The sequence below is a fragment of the Actinoalloteichus caeruleus genome (assembly GCF_049311605.1).
In the GTDB taxonomy this organism is placed as follows: domain Bacteria; phylum Actinomycetota; class Actinomycetes; order Mycobacteriales; family Pseudonocardiaceae; genus Actinoalloteichus_B; species Actinoalloteichus_B caeruleus.
The window spans coordinates 3,548,913-3,563,302 of the sequence record NZ_CP186005.1 but is presented as its reverse complement, the minus strand read 5'-3'; the positions used below and the strand labels follow the sequence as shown (position 1 = coordinate 3,563,302).

The window sequence follows — 14,390 nt, the reverse complement described above, 5'->3', positions numbered from 1 at the left end:
GCCGCCCGCCCCACCGGGAAGGAGCCTCGCGCATGAACCCGTCGCCGTCCGAGGACACCGGGCCCCGCGCCCTGGGCGTGGCCGAACTGGTCCGGCTCGCCGAACTCCACCAGGAGGAGGCGTGCCGCCTCCTGGCCCAGGTCCGGGAACTCGTGCGGTGCCGCGACGCCATCGACGGCCCCCACCGCGTCGGACCCGAGCGGGTCCGCTGGGCACGGCTGACCGACCGCGAACGGGAGGTGGCGGATCTACTCGTCCGGGGAATGCCCAACCGCACGATCGCCCAGGTGTTGGGCATCTCGGAACGCACCGTGAAGAACCACCTCTACGTGATCTACCACAAGCTGGGCGTCACCGGGCGGACCCAGGCCGTGATCGTGCTCCTCGGGGGGCCACCCGGCTGACCGCGTCGCTCGGTGGGGCGGACGTCCGAGCGGCCCCCGTGACCCCTACCTGGGCTGGGGCGACCAGCGGCGGATCGCGTCCAGCGTCGTCTCCGGGGAGGTGTTGAAGCAGAACCTGACCCCAGGAACGAGGTCGATCAGCAGGTTCAGGATCCGTTCGAAGAGCACGGTCTGCTCGGGATCCAACCGCACGCCCCCACCGATCACCACCAGGTCGAAGTGGCGCCCCGCCACCTCCTCGCGGACCCGCCGCTCGGCCTCCTCCGGGTCAGCGCTGACCAGGCAGGTGGTGTTGTCGATGCCCTCCCGTCTCAGCGCCTCCTGCCCCGACGCGATCCTGGCCGCCAGGGCCTCGTGGTCGAGGTCCGGGTGCCCCGACAGGTCCACCGCGTCGGGTCGCAGCCCGACCGACAGCACCACCGGTCCCCGCTCCGCCTGCCCACCATTCGTCATGCGGCACCACCCTCCGTCGTCCTGTTCTCCACTGTGAACCTATCCGGCGGTGCCCGACCACCGGGTCGCGGAACATCGCCCCGCCGCCGGAGACGCCGTCCCGCACCCTCTCCGGGCGCGGCCGGTGCACCGTCCTCACCCCAACGGTCCAGTCGATCCCGGCCAACCGGACCACCCAGCTCCCGCCACCCCGCGCGATCAGCGGAATACCCGGCCGAGGCGGATCGTTGTCCCTCCCCATGAGACTTGAGGTCGTCCTGCCCGACGAGTCACCGACCATGCCCGCGCGGCGGATCGCGGAACTGGCACGTGCCGCCGAGGACCTCGACTACGACACCGCCTGGCTCCCCGACCACATCCTGCCGCCCGACGAGTACGGGGCCGTCTTCGGCGGCGTGTACGAGCCGTTGGTGACGATCGGCCACCTCAGCGCCGCCACCCGACGGCTCCGGCTGGGCACCTCGGTCCTCGTCGTGCCACTGCGGGACCCGTTCGTGCTGGCCAAACAGGTCGCGACACTGCACCACCTCACGGAGGGACGGTTCGTCCTCGGCGTCGGCGTGGGGTGGAACGAGCAGGAGTTCCAGGCCGTCGGCGCCGAGTACCCCCGGCGGGGAGCGATCACCGACGACACCCTGGACCTGCTCCGGCACCTCCTCGCCGGCGGCGCCGCGCCCTACCGGGGACGGCGGTACTCCTTCGACGTCGGCGTCTTCCAACCGGTGCCGGCGGGTCCCGTCCCACTGATGGTCGGCGGCAACAGCGACGCCGCCCTGCGCCGGGCCGCGCGCCACGGGGACAGCTGGCAGGGCCTGCCCACCTCGCCGCCGGTGTTCGCCGAGCGTGCCTCCGCCCTCGCGGCCCTCGCCGGCGACCGCCACGTCACGCCCACCCTGCGGATCGGGTGGGACGGTGGCGGGCCCGTCGAGCGGACGGTCGACGACCTGCTCGCCTACCGGGAAGCCGGAGCGGAGGCGGTCGCCGTCCACTTCGGAGACCATGAGGGATTCGCCCAGCGGATGGAGGAACTGCGCCGCGCCCTGGACACCCTCTGACGCCCGGAGCGGGCGCCGACGTGCCAGCGGCGCCCGCCCGGTCAGCCGCGCCTCCCGTTCCTCAGCCACGGGTCCCCCGGCATCGGAGCGAGGACTGAAGCTGGTCGTCCGGAAACCGGTTCGCCCCTCGCGCCGCGGCGACCGCCCCGGCGCGCGTACCCGGCGTGGCAGCGCACCACCCACCACCCGCTCGGCGCACCCGCCGCCCCGGTGCCCACTCACTCGGCCCGCGCGCCAGCGGCGTGGTCGCCGGGAGTCGTGGACCGGGCTGGCCGGAGGAAGCGGAGTGCCAGCGCACCCCCGACCACCAGGAGGACCGCGCTCACCGTGGCCGCCAGGCGCATCCCGTCAGCGAAGGCCATCCGCGCCGCGTCGAGCAGCGACGTGCCGACCTCCGGGGGAAGGTCCTGGGCGAGCGCCACCGCGTTGCCCACCGTCCGCGACGCCTCCTGGAGGTGCTCGACGGCCACACCGCCCGAGGCGTCGGACAACACGCGGGACGAGTACGTCGCCGAGGCCACCGTCCCGATGAACGCCATCCCGCCGGCCAGGCCGAACTCCGCGCCGCTCTCCGCGACACCGGCGGCCATGCCGGCCCGCCCGCGAGGCGCCGAACCAACGATCAGATCGGTCATCAGCGCGAGGGTTGGCGTGACACCGACGTAGAGGACGGTGAACGCCAGCACCGTCGAGCCAAGGTCCAGGTGGTGTGAGGTCACGGCCAGGGCTGTCGCCCCAACCGCCGCCGCGAACAGGCCAGTCGCCACGACCGGCGCCGCTGAGGAGTGGCGGACCAGCCTCGGCGCGAGCAACGTCGCGCCGATTCCCAGCAGCACCGACGGCAACGTCCACAGCCCGGCCTCGAAGGGGGAGAGGCCGAGGACCGACTGGAGGTACTGCATGACGAGCAACTGACTTCCCGCCATCGCGGCCACCGCGAGCAGTTGGGCGACGAACCCCGCGCTGAACGGCGCACGGCGGAACAGCCGCAGGTCCAGCAACGGGTCCCGCGTCCTCAGCTGACGCCACCCGAACAGGCAACCCAGGACCAGGCCCGCCGCGATCCATCCCAGCGGCTCCCAGCCGCCCCGGCTGGCCAGTTCCTTGACGCCGTAGACGAACGACAGCACCGAGGCCAGCAGCGCCGTCGCGGAAGCCAGGTCGAAGCGCCCCGGCAACCGTTCCGCACTCTCCGGGAGCACGAAAGGGCCGACGACCAGCAGCAGCACCATCACCGGGACGCCAACGAGGAAGACCGCGCCCCACCAGAGGAATTCCAGGACGAGCCCGCCCACGAGCGGACCCACCGCCTCACCCGAGGTGAAAGCCGTCATCCACACCGCCACCGCGAAGGTGCGCCTCGCCGGAGTCCGGAACACGTCGGTCAGGACGGCCAGCGTCGACGGCATCAGGGTGGCACCCGCGACCCCCAGCAGGGCCCGTGCGGCGATGAGCAGCTCGGCGCTGGATGAGAAAGCCGCCAACACCGAGACCACCGCGAAGGCCGCGGCACCGACCATCAGCAGCCGCCGTCGGCCGATCCTGTCGCCCAGCGCGCCCATCACCAGCAGGAAGCCGGCCACCACGAAGCCGTAGACATCGAGTATCCAGAGCAGCTGCGTGCCGGTGGGGTCCAGGTCCGCGCTGAGGGCCGGTACCGCCAGGTGCAGCACGGTGATGTCCATCGCCAGCACCAGGGTCGGTAGGGACAGGACGGCCAACGCCGCCCATTCCCGCCGCCCCAGTCCGCGCGTGCCCGTTCCGTCCACCGCTCTCCTCCATCACTCGCCGGGGGCCCGGTCCGCGCCACCCGCCCGGACCGCCATCCGATGCCCCAACCGGAGCACGCGAGGACGGTAGAGTCTGACGTGGACGTGAGAGTCAAGGAGGACGAGCGACCGTGAGGATCGGTGAGTTGTCACGCCGTGCGGGTGTGAGCGTGCGCGCGCTGCGCTACTACGAGGAACAGGGACTCCTGCGCCCACGACGCCGGCCCAGCGGCTACCGCGAGTTCGCCGACGGCGACGTCGCGCTCGTCGCGCGGATCCAGACACTGATCTCCGCCGGGTTGAACACCCAGCACATCGCCGAGGTCCTGCACTGCTTCGACGAGGGCGGCGCGGGAAGCGTCCCCACTCCGACCTGCGCCGAGGTGGTCGAGGAACTCGCCGAGGCACGTGCCCGCATGCGAAACCGCATCGAGGACCTCAGCACGTCGGTGGAACTCCTGACCGCCATCATCGACGCGGCCCCCGAGGAGGACCAGGATTCACCGGCCGCCATCGGCGCATGAAGCGTCTCCCCGGAGGACCGGCACCGACGGGCCCAGCCGTCGCCCGTCACCCGACTCCAGCCCACGCCGCCACTCCCGGTTGGGCGCCTGTCCCCAGGACCACTCCACCGGCGGTCCCTCCCCGGGAGCGGGTCGCCCGCTGGCGCCGCCGCTGGTCGTACCACTGGTCGCGCAGCGGCCAGGGGGAGAGCGGACCGAGCTCGCACCCCCAACCCCCGACCCGGACCAGCCTCGACACGGACGTCGACTCCCGTCGCCAGCCCGATCCGTCGCTGCCCAACCGCGCACGGGGTCACGCCTCCCGGTCATCGTCCTGACCTGCTGGCGGAACGGGCCCGCTCCAGAGAACGGCCGAGGACGTCAGGGCGGAGGCACCGGTGGTCACAGCGGCCGAGGTCCAGGTCGCGGCGGTCCCGTCGCGGCTGACGGGCACCGAGCACGGGCGGCCGACCCCGGGGCGACGACTCCGCTCCGCAGCGGTCAGCCGCGCCGCCAGCAGGCCGTTGCCCACCCCCTGTGGCGTGACCTGCGCGGCGGGAAGCGGCACGAGGTCAGCACGACGGGTAGGTCTCAGCGTGCCACCGGAACACCCACGCCGGGTCTCCCGTCAGGCGACCACGCGGTCCCGCGGCTGAGCCCCGAGACGCCACGGCCCTCCCCGGTCCGCGCGAGCCCGCCCCGGCGGGAAGGCCATTCGCCCGCCGGACCGTCCGGATCAGACGGTCGACTCCTCCCGGCTGGCGGGCGTCTCCCCGGCTCGGGCGGTGCAGGTGCGCACCCACAGCTCCCACCCGTTCAGGGCCTGGGAGCAGTTCCACCCCGTCCACCGCCCCGCCTGGGCACCGCTGCTGCCCGCCCAGTCGCAGAAGCTCTTGCTGCTGTGCCCCTCGCTCTGCTTCCAGTAGGGGGTGCAGCTCGCCACCTCGACGACCGACGCCGGGGAACAGACGTCCGCCGGGATCGTGGCCGCCGAGACGGCGGGAGCAACGGACACCACGGCGCCGCCCACGGCGGCGGCCAGCAGAAGTCCCCGGACGGTCGCGCGCATTCGGGTGGTTCCCTTCGTCAGCGGTGCTACTCCTCCAGACCCTGCCCGGGCGGGCCACGCCCGGGAACCGCCGAACGGCCACCTCCCGGGGCCGCCTTCGGCGGAGCCGACCGGACACCGGGGGGACGCGGGCCCACCGCCGTGTGAACGCCGAGCCACCGACGGCGCGCCTCCGAGATCCCGGCGCCCACGGGCGACCCGCTCGCCACGCCGCCGCTCGCCACCGTGAAGCGCTGGTCCGCCGTGCCCGGGCACCCCGGCGGAACACGCCGACGGGGACGAGCAGGACACCCCTGCGCCGACCCGACACCCGGCCGACCAGCGCACCGCCCCGGATTTGATCTCCACCAAGGTCGAGCTCCTACGCTCCCGCCATGAGCGAGCAGCACGCCAGGCGACCCACCCGCCACGGCGACACCCCCACCACACGTCGGCACATCCTGTTGGTCGGTGTCGAACCGGCACTGGTCAACTTCGACACCATCCCGGGGTGGGACGCCGCCTCGGTGCGCGCGGCCCAGCGGACCAACCGGGCCGGGCTTCGGCGGCTCGGTCTCACCGTCCACACCTGCGTCCTCGACTTCGAGGGGACGACCGAGGAGACCCTGGTCGACACCCTCTCCACCAGGGAGTACGCCTGCGTGATGGTCGGTGCCGGCATCCGCGCCGTACCGGAGAACCTCCCGCTGTTCGAACGCGTCGTCAACGCCGTGCACCGCCACGCGCCCGAAGCCCGCCTCTGCTCCAACACCACCCCGAGCGACACCGTCGAGGCCGCGCGACGAGCCCTGGACGCGATCGAACGGGACCAGTAGGCAACCCACCCGCATGCTCGGCCCCGCCTCCAGCGGGCCGGCGACGGCACCGCCCTACCCCACTCCCACCACCCGACCACGGGCAGGCGGGACCAGGACCCGCCTCCTCGAATCCACCCAGGTCATCGAGAGGCTCGGATGACAGGAACGGCGAGGCCTGGCAGCGTGCCGGGTATGACCGGATTCTCCGCGCGCCTGTGGAACGAGACCGCCGCCCTGCAACGGGAGATGACGCTGCTCCCGTTCAACGTCGAACTCGCCGAGGGCACCCTCTCCCGGGACCGTTTCCAGTTCTACCTCGCCCAGGACGCCCGGTACCTGGTGGGGTTCGGACGGGCACTGGCCGCCGCCGCGGCCCGCGCACCGGACGTCGACGACGTCGCCTTCCTCGCCGGAGCCGCCCGGGAGGCCATCGAGGTGGAACGCGCACTCCACGCCGGCTACTTCGCCCGCTACGGGCTGGGCCAGGACGGCCTGGACCGCATCGAGACCTCCCCGACGTGCCTCGCCTACACCTCGTACCTGGCCGCGCTGGCCACCACCGGCTCGTTCGGTGAACTGGTGGCCGGCCTGCTGCCCTGCTTCTGGGTCTACCACGAGGTCGGCACCGACATCGTCCGCCGCCAGCGCACCGGGCCGCCCCGGATCACCGACCACCCCTACCAGGCGTGGATCGACACCTACGCGGACGAGGAGTTCGGGCGGGCCGTCGCCCGCTGCCGGCAGGCCGTGGACCGCGCGGCCGCGTCGGCCGGCGCCGCCGAACGGGCCGCCATGACGAGGGCCTTCACCCGCGCCTCCGAGTACGAGTGGCTGTTCTGGGACAGCGCCTACCGGCGCGAGCAGTGGCCCACCCGGCGGTTCCTCCCCACCCCGGGTGAGCGGTGAGCATCGCGCCCGGTGCTGGTCGCCCCCTGCCCGGACCGAGTCCGCAGTGGAGCCGGCGGTCTCCCCACCGTCAGCGGTCCCGCCGGTGATTTCCGACGGGACCAGCCACCCGGAGCGGCCACGCACCGCAACCCGACGCCCACCGCCCGGCGCCGCCCACGCGGGAAGGCCCACCCGTCGCAGCCCTTCCACGGCGCGAGACGGTTACCGTGCTCCTCACGAAGATCCATTCCGGGAGGAGCGGGCGATGACAGCACGGTTCGACGGGAACGTCGTGGTGGTCACGGGAGCCGGCCAGGGCATCGGCGCGGCCATCGCGCGGTCCTTCGCCGAACAGGGCGCGACCGTCGTCGTCACCGACATCCGGGCCGACACCGCCACCACCACCGCCATCGAGATCAACGCCGCCACCGGGGCCACCGTCCTGGCCCGACCGCTGGACGTCACCCGCTCCGCCGAGGTCGCCGCCCTCGCCGACCAGGTCGTCGCCGAACACGGCCGGGTCGACGTCCTGGTCAACAACGCCGGCATCGTCCTGGGCGCCGCCAGCTTCGACTACGACGACGACACCTGGAACCGCACCCTCGCCGTGAACCTCTCCGGACCGTTCTATACGGCCAGGGAGTTCGGCCGGCGAATGCGTGGCAGGGGAGGGGCGATCGTCAACGTGTCCTCGGTGGCGGCGCTCCGCGCCCCCCGAGCCGACCCGCACATCGGCTACGACGCCACCAAGGCCGGTGTCATCGCGCTGACCCGCTCGCTCGCCGCCGAATGGGCACCGGAGGGCATCCGGGTCAACGCGGTCGCCCCCGGCTACACCAACACCGACATCCTCAAGGCCGTCGGCAGCGAGAACCCCGAGGTGGTGGCCGGCTGGCGGAGCCACATCCCACAGGGACGGCTGGCCGAACCGGTCGAGATCGCCCAGGCGGTCCGTTTCCTCGCCTCCACCGAGGCCAGCGCGGTCACCGGACACGTCCTCGTCGCCGACGGCGGCTACAGCACCTGGTGAGGCACCCCCCGCCGCGTCCCGTGCCCACCCCCCCCGGGGCGGGCACGACGTCAGGGGCGGTCCTCCCACCAACCAGGACCGGTCGACGGGTGACCGCGCTCCGGGCGCACGGTCCACCGACACCCTCGACGTGATCCAAGGGAACGCCGACCCCTCCGGCTCACCGACGGCGGCACACGGGACAGGCGGAGGCGGGCCGCGGCGACACCGGGCCCGGGAGACCGGGGGACGTGACCTCGCCCGGTCGCGCTACCAGGCATCCACGAGGCGAACCCGCCAGGAAGGACACCTCCTCCCGACACCGGCGCCCCACACCCCGTCGCGCGACCCAGGTCGCCAGCCGGAGGGACGGCACCTCCTCCACCCACCGCCTCGGTACGGCGACGCCGAGCACAACCCCACCGCGCCCCCACCCGCGAACCGCCGGCGCCGGCGGCCGGCGCGGGAACGCGCGGGATCCCTGACCGGCGGATCAGCGGGTCGTGCCGGCTGGGGGAGTGAAGGTGCGGCGGTAGGCCAGCGGACTGACGCCGATGGCCGCGTTCAGGTGCGCGCGCAACGACGCGGCACTCCCCAGACCGGACTCGGCGGCGACCCGGTCCACCGGAAGGCTCGTCGTCTCCAACAACTGCCGCGCATGCGAGACCCGCTGCTGGATCAACCAGGCCCCCGGCGGAAGCCCGGTCTCCGCCCGGAACCGGCGGCTGAAGGTGCGCACGCTCATCGAGGCGTGTTCGGCCAGCGCGGCCACGTCCAGCGGGTCCGCGAGGCGGCGCGACGCCCACTCCCGGGTGGCCGCCGTGCTGCCCTCCCCGGTCTCCGGCAACGGGCGTTCGATGAACTGCGACTGCCCGCCCTCCCGCCAGGGCGGGACGACGCAGGAGCGCGCGGCCAGGTTGCTCACGGCCGTGCCGTGGTCGGAACGAACGACGTGCAGGCACAGATCCACGCCCGCCCCCAACCCCGCTGAGGTCAGCACGTCCCCGTCGTCGACGAAGAGCACGTCCTCGTCCAGCTCCACCCGGGGGTGGAGCCGGCGGAAGGCGTCGACGTGCGCCCAGTGCGTGGCGGCGCGCCGCCCGTCGAGCAGACCCGCCGCGGCCAACACGAAAGCGCCCGTGCAGATCGACATGATCCTGGCACCAGGAGGAATCCGTGCCAGCGCCTCGGCGATCTCGGGAGTGAGGACCCCGTCCACCCTCGGCCCCCTCGCCCGCGTACCCGGGACGATCACCGTCTGGGCGTCCTCCAACGCTTCGGGACCGTGGTCCAGCACCGCCGTGTACCCCGACTCCACCCGGACCGGTCGGCGATCCACCCCGCAGACCCGCACGTCGTACAGGTCCCGCTCGCCGCGCTTCGCCGCGCCGAAGATCTGCGGCGGGATCGACAGGTCGTACCCGACCACCTCGTCGATCGCCAACACCACCACCCGGTGCGGTTCCCCATGCCGTTCCCGCGACCCCGGATCACCACGCATGGCCGAATCCTGACACATGTCGTCCTTCCCGCCACTCGCAGGCGACCGCCCGGCACGCGAGGCTGTACCGGTGCACGCGACCGCTGATCCAGCACCCCGGCTCCTCACCGCCCCACGCCTTCGCGTCCCTCCCGACCAGTACGTCGCGCCGGGATCCTCCGTCGCGCTCGTCAGCGCCGCCGCGCCCCGACCACCACCGATGTCCTCATCGCACCGCCACCCGAGAAGCCCGCCCCGTCTTCGAGGAACCAGCCGTGGGACGGTCCTCGCCCGGACCGGAGCGGCGTCGAAGTCGGGTGAGGAGCCCCGCTCCTGACGAGCCGGTTCCCGGTGGGGGCCGGCGGAACGGGACGGACGGGAACCAGCGGCGTCGTCGGATGCCACCCGAAGGAGGAGATCGACGGTGACAGTTCCGGAGGCCCAGGACAGCGCGACGGCGCCGTTACCGGGGGAAGCGGACCGCCACCAGGTGCACCGGCGCACGCTCCGGGCCGTGGTCGCCAGCCAGGTCCTCGGCGGCGCCGGGCTGGCAGCGGGTGTCACCGTCGGAGCACTGCTGGCCGAGGAGATGCTGGGCTCGGACCGGCTGGCCGGTCTGCCGGCCGCGTTGTTCACCCTTGGGTCCGCACTGGCCGCCTTCCTGGTCGGGCGGTGCGTCCAGCGGTGGGGCCGCCGCGTCGGCGCGGGCCTCGGGTTCGCCGCCGGCGGGCTCGGCGCGGCCGGGGTGGTCGTCGCCTCGGCCACCGGCTCCGTTCCACTGCTGTTCGTGTCCCTGTTCGTCTACGGCTCCGGCACCGCGACCAACCTCCAGGCCCGGTACGCCGGCACCGACCTCGCGCCCCCGTCCCGCCGGGGAGCGGCGATCAGCGTGGCGATGGTGTCCACCACGCTCGGCGCGGTCGCCGGCCCGAACCTCGTCGACCCGCTCGGACGGTTCGCGACGACCCTGGGGCTTCCCGGGCTGGCCGGGCCGTTCCTCCTCGCCGCCGTCGCCTACCCGGTGGCCGGGCTCGTCCTGTTCGTCCTGCTGCGCCCGGACCCGTACCTGCTCGCCCGCGCCCTCCACGAGGCCGAACGCGCGCGGGACGACACGAGGTCGCCAGGGGTGCCGAAACCACGGGTGGGCGCTTACGTGGGGGCGGCCGTCATGGTCCTCACCCAGATCGCCATGGTCGCGATCATGACGATGACCCCGGTGCACATGCGCGCCCACCACCACGACCTCTCCGCCGTGGGGCTCGTCATCGGCCTGCACGTGGGGGCGATGTACCTGCCTTCACTGGTCACCGGGATGTTGGTCGACAGGGTGGGCAGAACCCGGATGGCGGCCGCCTCGGGAGTGACCCTCCTGGCCGCCGGAGTGGTCGCCGCGCTCGCCCCAGGGGACTCGCTCGGCCCGCTGATCCTCGCACTGGTCCTGCTCGGGCTAGGGTGGAACTTCGGGCTGATCTCGGGCACCGCGCTGGTCGTCGACGCGACCGTCCCGGAGAACCGGCCGCGAACCCAGGGGAGCATTGACGTGCTCGTCTCCCTCGCCGGAGCGGGCGGCGGCGCGATGTCCGGTGTGGTGATGGCGACCGGCGGCTACGAGGTCCTCTCCCTCGCCGGCGGCCTCCTCGCCCTCCTGCTGGTGCCCGTCCTGCTCTGGGCGGCCAGAAGGGACCGGGAAGTGACGTCCTGATCGACCACGTGGACCCCGTGTTGGGGAGTGGGGGAGGGCGCCCGAGCCCTGAGCCCGACCAGCGAACAGGTTTCGTCCGCACGCGAGCTTCGCTGGCGGCGCACGCTCAGGCCGGAGCCCGTCGGACGCCCCGCACTCCCGGAAGCCGGTGGAGCCCGGCTCACCCCCGCTCGCGCGGGGCAGACAGGGGCGGGCCTGGACCCTGATGCCGGACGAGCGGCTCACCCCCGCTCGCGCGGGGCAGACCTCACCGGGCAGGACGGCGAGTTCACGCCGGCCGGCTCACCCCCGCTTGCGCGGGGCAGACTCAAGCGTCAGGGACAGCCGGTCAAACGCAGCCGGCTCACCCCCGCTTGCGCGGGGCAGACCAGGCCATCATCCGTGACACGTTCGGGACGATCGGCTCACCCCCGCTCGCGCGGGGCAGACCCGTTCCCGGCCGGTGATCAGCATGACGGTCAGGCTCACCCCCGCTCGCGCGGGGCAGACCGAATCGGCTGCTGGGACAGGTACCCCAGGGCCGGCTCACCCCCGCTCGCGCGGGGCAGACCCTTCCCGACCTGCACTGATGTTAGCTCGTTACCGTTCTGTGATTTTCTGTTGGTGTGGATTCCCGGAGTCGTACGAACGGGGTAGGCCCCCCGTCTCGCTCCCAGCGCAGGACGACCAGCTTCGTCGCGGCTCAGCAGGCCAACCGCGATGCGCTTGCGCGCCTGCGTCACGTTCCCCTCGGCCAGGGAGCCGACACGCTTCTCCTCGTCGGTCATGGGCGTTCTCATCCGTGGCCCGGTCGGTGTCCGTCGCCCGGGCCAGCGGGGCCGCTCCGTCGGTCCGAGGCGCGCCGTCGCAGCACCGGGATGGCGGCGATCTTCTCGGCGGGAAGCCGCTCCCACATCAGGCCCGCCGGGAGTCGCCTCGGGCCGCATTCGATCACCTGCTCGGGGGTGACGATCAGGTCCACGCTGAAGTCGTGGTCCGACTCGGGAAGGTCCTCGTCGGCGACCTGGAGGGCATGCACGGTGGTCGCGATCACGGTTTCGGGGCCGATCCGCCCCGCTTCCCGCAGCAGCGCCACCTCCAGGTCCGAATAACCTGCTCCCTTGCCCAGTCGGATCCCACGCCGGTTCACCGCGACACTGCCGCAGACCACCAGGTCGACGGGCCGGACCTCGTCCACGTCCACCGTGGGGGCGAGGGCGATGGCACGGTGGCTGTCGGCTGCCTGTTCTGGGGGCACCTCGAGTTGTGCGGGGTCGAGCAGGCAGAAGGGGCGTTCCCGCGCCAGCTTCGGAACAGCCATGTACACGAGCTTGCCGTCCCGGAGAGCGCGCACGGCACGCTGGGCCTTGTCGGGCACGGTCTTGATGACGTGGGCGGACTTCCACACGGGCAGTTCCGCGAGGCGGTCGGCGGCGGCCCCAGCGGAGATGAAGTTCGGGATCCGGCCGTGCACGTCGGGGTCGTGCACGGCCGCGGCCGCCGCCAGGCGGTCCCACACGTGGGCACGTGCCTTGTCCTTCAGGTCCTCCAGCGGGTCAGCCATTCACTCTGCTCCTCATCCGAAGGTCACCTTCGGGCTCGATCGGCGACTACGGCCGGGCTCGTTTGGACGGTGGTCGTCGGTCCCTCAACTCGAGCCCTTGGGGGAGGCGCCTTCAGCATCATGCGGTGAGTTGTCCAGTGTGGTTTTTCGGGCTGGTAAGGTGTGTGACCACAGACTAGGTGGCGATCCATTTTCCGTGGTAGTAGCATAATCAATGCCCGGCCGGGTGTGGCTGTACGGTCCACGTCCCTGTCTTCACCTCGTGGGAGTTCGATTGCACCGGATCGAAAGCGTAGTGCGTGTCGAGTATTTCGGATTCATGCTCATGGACAGCAGTTGCGATCTGGGGGCTACGTTCCACCGGGAACCCGACACGGTGCCGCCCATCATGGAAGTCTGCGAGAGGGGAATTTATTTCAGAAGTCCGGCAAATTACCACGAGCCAAGGGTGGTTGTTGACATAGTCGGGGCTCCGCTGGGCGCAAACCGCATAGGCCTGACGCCGGGTTCGTGGGGGGTGTTCGAATCCCCATCGGGTTGCGTGATACTCACCTGTATCATGCCATCCCCAACAGATATCTCCTTCCGTTTGCCCTGGCGTGGGAAAACCGTCTATCGGGCACTTCATTCCAACCCTTTGTCCCTTACTGAAGAGACGGTTACCAAGGCGAACGAACGCACGGAGGTTTTCGGAATTACATTGTGGCCAGCCCGGGGAGCGTAACCGGGTTCGTGATGAGTCCTGGGTTTTCTCAGTGGTAGTCGCCCGTGTAGCGAGCCATCGGCGCGGCACGACCGTCTCACTGTTCGTTGTCCAAACCGCGCATGGTCGGGCTACGGACGCAGGAGCGCGAGTACGGCGGCGTGGTAGATCGCCTGGATGGTGGGGATGGTGTTCAGGCGGATTCGTTCGTCGGTGCCGTGTAGGCCGACGTAGTCGACGCCGAAGCCCGCGGTGGCGGGGATGTTCAGGCCGGCGAGGTAGTTGCCGGGGCCGCAGGAGGTCGATGGTGCGCAGCAGGGCGTTGGCCAGGACGCTGTTCGGCGAGATCAACAGCGATGAGGTCCCGTTGCGGCTGAACGAGTTCACGCTCCTCGGCTCGGTTTGGGCAGGCGCAGGTTGGCGCAGATGAAGTCCAATCTGGCGGTGGCGGAGTCGGGGGCGACGAACACCGGTTCGTAGCCGGCGTCGTAGTAGCCCTGCACGATCAGCTCGTGGACGCGGCGGATCTCGCGGTCCTTGGCCCAGACAATGTCGTCGGGGTCCTCGAAGGTGTCCAGCGGATCGAGCACGAAGATCGCGTCGTAGCGGTAACGCCGGGTCGCCTCCTCCAACTCGGTGGTGGGCTTGAGTCCGAAGAAGCCTTCCCAGCCGTAGCCGTCGGGGATGCCGCGGTTGTAGAACCTGGTTCCCCGGGTGTGCGCGGTGTACTCGGCGCATTTCTTTGTGGCGCGGCTGGTCGCCCTGGCCGAGTCGGTCCGGAGCTGCCCGGAGTTCAGCGACCTGTCGCGCGGCGGGTATGACCTTGACTGGGTTGACCTTCGGGGAGCTGATCTCGCGTCGATCGACTTGGAACCGACCGCGTTGAAGGAGTTCATCCTGGCCGACCGGGACGCCCTGCTGGACGAGGCGGGGGTAGCCGCCTGAACCTCGAATCGGCGAAAGGCCGTAGCCGACTCACCGCCGGGCAGGTCGTGAACGCACCTCGCGTGGCCGC

At 71.9% G+C, this 14,390-nt stretch carries 13 protein-coding genes and 1 CRISPR repeat array; of the genes, 7 read left to right on the top strand and 6 right to left on the bottom strand.

Translation table 11 applies throughout. The annotated features are described in order from the left end of the window. The first annotated feature begins 32 nt into the window (after window positions 1-32). The gene (locus ACOJVX_RS14365) at window positions 33-404 is read left to right on the top strand and encodes a helix-turn-helix domain-containing protein (RefSeq protein WP_030106199.1); all 372 of its coding nucleotides are present in this window, start codon (window positions 33-35) and stop codon (window positions 402-404) included. Window positions 405-449: 45 nt separating this feature from the next. Here the strand turns inward: ACOJVX_RS14365 and ACOJVX_RS14360 are convergent, their stop codons facing one another. Beyond that, complete coding sequence (locus tag ACOJVX_RS14360) at window positions 450-857, bottom strand: hypothetical protein (protein WP_418155198.1); 408 nt, start codon at window positions 855-857, stop codon at window positions 450-452. Between the two features lie 239 nt (window positions 858-1,096). Here ACOJVX_RS14360 and ACOJVX_RS14355 point away from each other — a divergent pair, with 239 nt between their 5' ends. Then, the gene (locus tag ACOJVX_RS14355) at window positions 1,097-1,912 is read left to right on the top strand and encodes a TIGR03619 family F420-dependent LLM class oxidoreductase (RefSeq protein WP_418155199.1); all 816 of its coding nucleotides are present in this window, start codon (window positions 1,097-1,099) and stop codon (window positions 1,910-1,912) included. 218 nt (window positions 1,913-2,130) lie between these two features. Here the strand turns inward: ACOJVX_RS14355 and ACOJVX_RS14350 are convergent, their stop codons facing one another. Next, a complete protein-coding gene (locus ACOJVX_RS14350; RefSeq protein ID WP_422646832.1) occupies window positions 2,131-3,681 on the bottom strand; it encodes an MFS transporter in 1,551 nt (516 codons plus the stop codon). 131 nt (window positions 3,682-3,812) lie between these two features. On the opposite strand from ACOJVX_RS14350, the gene ACOJVX_RS14345 reads away from it, so the two are divergent. Continuing rightward, window positions 3,813-4,205: a MerR family transcriptional regulator gene (locus ACOJVX_RS14345; protein WP_422646831.1), complete on the top strand. Its 393-nt coding sequence runs from the start codon at window positions 3,813-3,815 to the stop codon at window positions 4,203-4,205. Window positions 4,206-4,920: 715 nt separating this feature from the next. On the opposite strand, the gene ACOJVX_RS14340 is transcribed toward ACOJVX_RS14345, so the two are convergent. Then, window positions 4,921-5,253, bottom strand: a complete 333-nt coding sequence (locus ACOJVX_RS14340; protein WP_030106203.1) for a hypothetical protein — start codon at window positions 5,251-5,253, stop codon at window positions 4,921-4,923. A gap of 374 nt (window positions 5,254-5,627) precedes the next feature. On the opposite strand from ACOJVX_RS14340, the gene ACOJVX_RS14335 reads away from it, so the two are divergent. The 3 genes from ACOJVX_RS14335 (at window position 5,628) to ACOJVX_RS14325 (ending at window position 7,968) form a co-directional block, all read left to right on the top strand. Further along, window positions 5,628-6,068, top strand: a complete 441-nt coding sequence (locus tag ACOJVX_RS14335) for a hypothetical protein (RefSeq protein WP_418155987.1) — start codon at window positions 5,628-5,630, stop codon at window positions 6,066-6,068. A 174-nt stretch (window positions 6,069-6,242) separates the two neighbouring features. After that, entirely contained in the window at window positions 6,243-6,956 is a 714-nt protein-coding gene (tenA, locus tag ACOJVX_RS14330) for a thiaminase II (RefSeq protein ID WP_030227303.1), read from the top strand. A gap of 247 nt (window positions 6,957-7,203) precedes the next feature. Further along, complete coding sequence (locus ACOJVX_RS14325) at window positions 7,204-7,968, top strand: SDR family NAD(P)-dependent oxidoreductase (RefSeq protein WP_103056627.1); 765 nt, start codon at window positions 7,204-7,206, stop codon at window positions 7,966-7,968. Window positions 7,969-8,440: 472 nt separating this feature from the next. Here ACOJVX_RS14325 and ACOJVX_RS14320 read toward each other — a convergent pair whose 3' ends face one another. Next, on the bottom strand, window positions 8,441-9,448 hold the full coding sequence (locus ACOJVX_RS14320; RefSeq protein WP_051713201.1) for a GlxA family transcriptional regulator: 1,008 nt from the start codon (window positions 9,446-9,448) through the stop codon (window positions 8,441-8,443). A 403-nt stretch (window positions 9,449-9,851) separates the two neighbouring features. On the opposite strand from ACOJVX_RS14320, the gene ACOJVX_RS14315 reads away from it, so the two are divergent. After that, window positions 9,852-11,129: an MFS transporter gene (locus ACOJVX_RS14315; protein WP_030106208.1), complete on the top strand. Its 1,278-nt coding sequence runs from the start codon at window positions 9,852-9,854 to the stop codon at window positions 11,127-11,129. A 157-nt stretch (window positions 11,130-11,286) separates the two neighbouring features. Beyond that, window positions 11,287-11,680: direct repeats of the CRISPR family, unit length 29 nt; unit sequence GGCTCACCCCCGCTCGCGCGGGGCAGACC. A 224-nt stretch (window positions 11,681-11,904) separates the two neighbouring features. On the opposite strand, the gene ACOJVX_RS14310 is transcribed toward ACOJVX_RS14315, so the two are convergent. Next, window positions 11,905-12,672 carry a 5-formyltetrahydrofolate cyclo-ligase gene (locus ACOJVX_RS14310; protein ID WP_422646830.1) on the bottom strand — a complete coding sequence of 256 codons (768 nt, stop codon included), beginning with the start codon at window positions 12,670-12,672 and terminating at the stop codon, window positions 11,905-11,907. Window positions 12,673-13,758: 1,086 nt separating this feature from the next. After that, window positions 13,759-14,271, bottom strand: a complete 513-nt coding sequence (locus tag ACOJVX_RS14305; RefSeq protein WP_422646829.1) for an AAA family ATPase — start codon at window positions 14,269-14,271, stop codon at window positions 13,759-13,761. Window positions 14,272-14,390: the final 119 nt, after the last annotated feature.

Bases quoted from the DNA above. Each gene is read 5' to 3' on its own strand.
- tenA (WP_030227303.1), top strand. From the start codon at position 6,243: ATGACCGGATTCTCCGCGCGCCTGTGGAACGAGACCGCCGCCCTGCAA.
- ACOJVX_RS14360 (WP_418155198.1), bottom strand. From the start codon at position 857: ATGACGAATGGTGGGCAGGCGGAGCGGGGACCGGTGGTGCTGTCGGTC.
- ACOJVX_RS14320 (WP_051713201.1), bottom strand. From the start codon at position 9,448: ATGCGTGGTGATCCGGGGTCGCGGGAACGGCATGGGGAACCGCACCGG.
- ACOJVX_RS14310 (WP_422646830.1), bottom strand. From the start codon at position 12,672: ATGGCTGACCCGCTGGAGGACCTGAAGGACAAGGCACGTGCCCACGTG.
- ACOJVX_RS14340 (WP_030106203.1), bottom strand. From the start codon at position 5,253: ATGCGCGCGACCGTCCGGGGACTTCTGCTGGCCGCCGCCGTGGGCGGC.
- ACOJVX_RS14335 (WP_418155987.1), top strand. From the start codon at position 5,628: ATGAGCGAGCAGCACGCCAGGCGACCCACCCGCCACGGCGACACCCCC.
- ACOJVX_RS14305 (WP_422646829.1), bottom strand. From the start codon at position 14,271: ATGAACTCCTTCAACGCGGTCGGTTCCAAGTCGATCGACGCGAGATCA.
- ACOJVX_RS14365 (WP_030106199.1), top strand. From the start codon at position 33: ATGAACCCGTCGCCGTCCGAGGACACCGGGCCCCGCGCCCTGGGCGTG.
- ACOJVX_RS14355 (WP_418155199.1), top strand. From the start codon at position 1,097: ATGAGACTTGAGGTCGTCCTGCCCGACGAGTCACCGACCATGCCCGCG.
- ACOJVX_RS14325 (WP_103056627.1), top strand. From the start codon at position 7,204: ATGACAGCACGGTTCGACGGGAACGTCGTGGTGGTCACGGGAGCCGGC.